We start from the raw sequence: 236 nt of genomic DNA, 5'->3' as shown, positions 1-236 counted from the left end.
GGGATAGCCGGGATTGGCGACATCAAACGAATGGGCAGAATCGGAGTAAAAACCGTAATCTGGTTTGAATTGATCACGACACTCATCCTGTTCATCGGACTTGCGATCGCCAATATTGTAAAGCCTGGCAAGGGTGTAGACCTGACAAATCTTCCACAGGCAGACTTGTCCACAATCGCGTCCAATACATCGAAAGTGCTAGATGGCAAGACGCTTCTCCTCAACATTATTCCGAC

Annotated in this window: 1 protein-coding gene; it reads left to right on the top strand. The window is 47.9% G+C overall.

What is annotated here, in order from left to right; all coding sequences use genetic code 11:
• Positions 1–236 (top strand): cation:dicarboxylate symporter family transporter (locus tag SB775_RS33850; RefSeq protein ID WP_410865674.1); only part of this gene is annotated, 236 nt, incomplete at both ends.

This window comes from Peribacillus sp. SIMBA_075 (assembly GCF_046534585.1).
The sequence above is the reverse complement of the archived record's forward strand: the minus strand, read 5'-3'. Positions and strand labels throughout refer to the sequence as shown.